This is a genomic window from Micromonospora sp. MH99 (assembly GCF_021442385.1).
GTDB lineage: Bacteria > Actinomycetota > Actinomycetes > Mycobacteriales > Micromonosporaceae > Micromonospora.
The window spans coordinates 1-4,739 of the sequence record NZ_MUZA01000138.1 but is presented as its reverse complement, the minus strand read 5'-3'; the positions used below and the strand labels follow the sequence as shown (position 1 = coordinate 4,739).

General features: G+C 73.6%; 4 protein-coding genes and 1 pseudogene. All 5 read left to right on the top strand.

Annotated elements, in window-relative coordinates:
• The coding region (locus B0E54_RS32065) for an aminotransferase class I/II-fold pyridoxal phosphate-dependent enzyme (protein ID WP_234591590.1) at positions 1-1,098 on the top strand (1,098 nt) is incomplete at its 5' end.
• Positions 1,099-1,189: 91 nt separating this feature from the next.
• The gene (locus tag B0E54_RS32595) at positions 1,190-1,312 is read left to right on the top strand and encodes a hypothetical protein (RefSeq protein ID WP_255788023.1); all 123 of its coding nucleotides are present in this window, start codon (positions 1,190-1,192) and stop codon (positions 1,310-1,312) included.
• Between the two features lie 68 nt (positions 1,313-1,380).
• The gene (locus B0E54_RS32060) at positions 1,381-2,085 is read left to right on the top strand and encodes a UdgX family uracil-DNA binding protein (protein ID WP_234591588.1); all 705 of its coding nucleotides are present in this window, start codon (positions 1,381-1,383) and stop codon (positions 2,083-2,085) included.
• A 189-nt stretch (positions 2,086-2,274) separates the two neighbouring features.
• Positions 2,275-3,879, top strand: a complete 1,605-nt coding sequence (locus tag B0E54_RS32055; protein ID WP_234591587.1) for a flavin monoamine oxidase family protein — start codon at positions 2,275-2,277, stop codon at positions 3,877-3,879.
• A gap of 161 nt (positions 3,880-4,040) precedes the next feature.
• Positions 4,041-4,739: pseudogene (locus B0E54_RS32050) on the top strand (MFS transporter); the annotation flags it as partial.

Genomic DNA, 4,739 nt, shown 5'->3' with positions numbered 1-4,739 from the left:
GCCCGCCGCTCCGCGCTGCGCCCCGCGCCGCTGCCGGACGCCCGCGACCTGTCCCGGGGCGAGCCCGACCCCCGACTGCTGCCCCCGATCGGCCCGCACCTGGCCGCGCTCGCCGCCGACACCGGTCCGCCGGTCGGCTACTCGCAGGCCGGCGTGCTCCCGGAGCTGGCCGAGGCCGCACGCGCCCGGTTGAGCGCCGACGGCGTACCCGCCGGGGACCTCACCCTCACCGGCGGCGCGCTGGACGGCATCGAGCGGCTGCTCGGCGCCCACCTTCGCCCCGGTGACGCGGTGGCGGTGGAGGATCCCGGCTGGGCCAACCTGCTCGACCTGGTCGCCGCGCTCGGGCTGCGGCCGATCGGTGTGCCGCTGGACGACGAGGGTCCTCTGGTGGCCGGGGTGGCGGCCGCGCTGACCGCCGGAGCGCGGGCGCTGGTGGTCACCAGCCGGGCGCAGAACCCGACCGGCGCCGCCGTCTCCGCCGCCCGCGCCGAGGAGCTGCGCGCACTGCTCGCCGGCCGGCGGGACCTGCTGCTCATCGAGGACGACCACGCGGCGGAGCTGGCCCGCGTACCCCTGCACCCACTGGCCGGGGCGACCGCGAGCTGGGCCTTCCTGCGCTCGGTAAGCAAACCGTTCGGCCCGGACCTGCGGCTCGCGGTGCTGGTCGGCGACGAGACCACGGTGGCCCGGGTGACGGGCCGGACGCGGGTCGGCGCCGGCTGGGTGTCCACGGTGCTGCAACGGCTGGTGCTCGCCCTGTGGCGTGACCCGGCGGTCGACGAGCTGGTCCGGCGGGCGGCGCAGAGCTACGACCTGCGGCGCGAGGGCCTGTTGGCCGCGCTCGCCGAGCACGGTCTGACCGCGCACGGCCGCAGCGGCATCAACGTCTGGCTGCCGGTGCCGGACGAGACCAGCGCGCTGACGGCGTTGCGGGACGCCGGCTGGGCGGTGGCGCCCGGCGCCCTCTACCGGATCGCCGCCCCGCCCGCCCTGCGCGTGACCGTCAGTTCCCTGGCCGTCGAGGAGGTGACGCCCCTGGCCGCCGCGCTGGCCCGCGCCGTCCATCCCGCCCCGGAGGCGGGCTTTGCCATCTGAGGGGCAACCGAACCTTCCGCCGGTAAAAGGGGGAATAGCGACGATTCAGAGCGAGTGGGGTGGGTATGCGGGCCGCCGGAGGTGCCTGACCATGGCTACAGGTGGAAACCGCAGGGGACTGTGGATCGCGATCGCGGTCGCCATCATCGTGATCATCATCGTGCTGATCGCCATCGCGTCCTGTGGCGGCGGCGGAAACGGCAACGGCTACTGACGCGGCCGGGCCGCGCCCACCCGGGGCGTAACCGGCAGGCGATACCTAAGAGGTATATAACAGTCGGCATGGCCGAGCAGACCGACAGCGCTCCCGGCGCCCAGCGGTTCATCCCGCCCGACGCTGACACCATCGACGAGCTCCGCACGGCAGCGGGCGGCTGTCGGGGCTGCGAGCTGTACCGCGACGCCACCCAGACCGTCTTCGGCCGGGGTGACGAGAGCGCCCGCGTGGTGCTCGTCGGCGAGCAGCCCGGCGACATGGAGGACCAGAAGGGGCTGCCCTTCGTGGGCCCGGCCGGCCGGCTGCTGCGCCGCGCCGTCGACGACGCCACGCTGGACCCGACGCAGCTCTATCTGACGAACGCCGTCAAGCACTTTCGTTTTGCGGCGCGCGGCAAGCGGCGCATCCACCAGACCCCGGACCAGGTGCACATCACCGCGTGCCGACCCTGGCTGGTGGCCGAGTTCGCCCGGCTCGACCCGGAGATCGTCGTGGTGCTCGGCGCCACCGCCGCCAAGGCGCTGCTCGGCCCGTCCTTCCGGGTGACGAGACAGCGCGGCGAACTGCTGCCCTGGCCCGCGTCCGCCCAGCACCCGGAGGACTTCACCCAGGTGCCGGTGGACAGCGCCGGAAAGCGGGCCGACGCCCCGCCGGCCCGGCTGCTGGCCACCATCCATCCGTCCGCCGTGCTGCGTGCCGACGACCAGGACAAGGCGTACGAGGGTCTCGTCGCCGACCTCACCGTCGCCGCCCGCGCCCTCGCGGGCTAGCGCCGCCGCTCCACGGGGACGGTGACCTCGACGTCGTGGCACAGCCGTACGTCGCGGAGGCCGTTCGCGCTGCCCACGAAGGCCGGCTTCCCCGCGGCTGAGGCGATACCTGCCGGAAACGACGTTGCGTGATCCGCGTAACAGCTCCTCTGCAGACTCACGTGAGTCGATCTTGTAGGGGAGGCGTTCATGAGCGATCAGACGCAGTCGACGGTGAGCCGGCGTGGGTTCCTGCGCGCGGTAGGGATCAGCGGCGGTGCCGGTGCGATGCTCGCCACGATGGGAGCCATGGGTCTCGCGCCCAGCGCCGACGCGTCGGTGACCCCGGCGTTCCGGGCGCCCGAGCGGTCCGACTTCACCCTGACCGGCCGGCCGGGGGCCAGCGTCGTCGTGCTCGGCGGTGGCATCGCGGGGCTCACCACCGCGTACGAGTTGGGCAAGGCGGGCTACCACTGCACGGTCCTGGAGGCGCGGCACCGCGTCGGCGGACGGAACCTGACCATCCGCGGCGGCGACGTCGAGACCGACCTCGACGGGCACACCCAGCGGGCCGAGTTCTCCGACGGCGTCTACTTCAACGCCGGGCCGGGCCGGATCGCACAGTGGATGGTCACCATGGACTACTGCCGGGAGCTCGGCGTACCGATCGAGGTCTTCACCAACCAGAACGCCGACGCCTGGATCTACAACGAGTCCGCCGGGATGACCGAGCCGGTCCGGTACCGCACCGCCAAGGCCGACGTGTACGGCTACGTCTCGGAACTGCTCGCCAAGGCCACCGACCAGGGCGCGCTGGACGCACGGCTCACCACCGAGGACCGGGACCGGCTGCTGTCGTTCCTGCAGGGCTTCGGCGCGATCGGCGGGCGGGCCAACGACTGGGCGTACGCCGGGACCAACCGTCGCGGCTTCTCCGCGTACCCCGGCGCGGGCAACGACGGGGGAACGCTGCTCGGCACGCCCCCGGCGCTCTCCGACGTCTTCGCCAGCAACGTGGGCCGGTACTTCTCCTTCGAGTTCGGCTACGACCAGGCGATGCTGATGTTCCAGCCGGTGGGCGGCATGGACCAGATCCCGCGTGCCCTCGCCAAGGCCGTTGGCGGGCACCGGATCCGGCTCAACGCCGAGGTGACCGGGGTGACCGACCGGGGCAGCCAGGTCGAGGTGACCTACCGGCAGGGCGGTCGGCAGTCGCAGATCACCGCCGACTACTGCGTGGCGGCGCTGCCGCCGCACCTGATGGCCCGGGTGCCCCACAACCTCGGCGCCGGGGTGACCGCCGCCCTGGCCGACTTCCCGGTCACCGCCGCCGGCAAGATCGGCCTGGAGTACCGCAGCCGCTGGTGGGAGACCGATCAGCGGATCTACGGCGGCATCACCGAGACCGACCTGGACCTGTCGCACATCTGGTACCCGTCCTACGGCTTCCACGGCAAGCGCGGCCTGGTCGTCGGCTACTACAACACCGGGGCGAACGCCCGGGCGTACAGCGGGCTCACCCCCGAGCAGCGCCGGGAGCGCGCGGTCAGCCAGGGGGCGAAGATCCACGGCGACAAGTACCGCAGCGAGCTGGTCACCTCGTACTCCCACGCCTGGGACCGGACCCGCTACATCGAGGGCGCCTGGACCTCGCCCCGCTACGGCACCGCCGGCTACAACCTGCTGCTCCAGCCGGCCGGTCGGGTCTACTTCGCCGGGGACTGGCTGAGCCACGAGGTGGCCTGGCAGCACGGGGCGTTCGTCGCGGCCCGTTCGGCGGTGTCGTCCCTGCACCAGCGGGTGCTGGCCGGCTGACCGACGGGCACAGAACCAGATCTTGGACAGTTTCCGTCATCTGCCGACGGAAACTGTCCAAGATCTGCAGTGGGACGGGGCCGCGCGCGGGTCCGGCAGGGGCGGTGGGCCACGGCGCGCGTGCGCGAGGATGGGCTGTCACCCCGTCCTGAGGAGCGCCGATGGCCACCGACCTGACCGTGCCGCATAGCGACGCCCGGCTCGACGTCGCGCCGATCCAGCGGCGCACCATGCGGCTGCTCTTCACCACCCAGATCATCGGCGGCATCGGTGTGACCATCGGCATCTCCGTCGGCGCGCTGCTCGCCGCCCGCATCGCCGGCACCGCGGTGGCCGGCGTCGCGCAGAGCGCCGGTGTGGTCGGCGCGGCGCTGCTCGCCGTCCCGGTCACCCGGATCATGGCCCGGCACGGCCGTCGTCCCGGCCTGGTGCTGGCGTACGCGGTGGGCGCCGTCGGCGGCGTCCTGGTGGTGGTGGCGGCGGCCACCCGCTCGGTGCCGCTGCTCTTTCTCGGCATGCTGCTGTTCGGCGGTGGCACCGCCGCGAACCTGCAGGCCCGCTACACGGCGGTGGACCTCGCCGAGCCGGCCCGTCGAGGGCGTCAGCTCTCGCTGATCGTCTGGGCCACCACCATCGGGGCGGTGGCCGCGCCGAACTTCGCCGACCTGGCCGACCGGGCCACCACCGGCTGGGGGCTGCCGCCGCTGGCCGGCCCGTTCGCGTTCAGCGCGACGGCATTCGTGCTGGCTTCCGTCGTACTCCTCGGGTTGCTCCGGCCCGACCCGTTGCTCACCGCACGGCGGCTCGCGGCGGCCGACGCGCCACCGACCGCCGCCGGGCCGCCCGGCGACGCCGCGCCG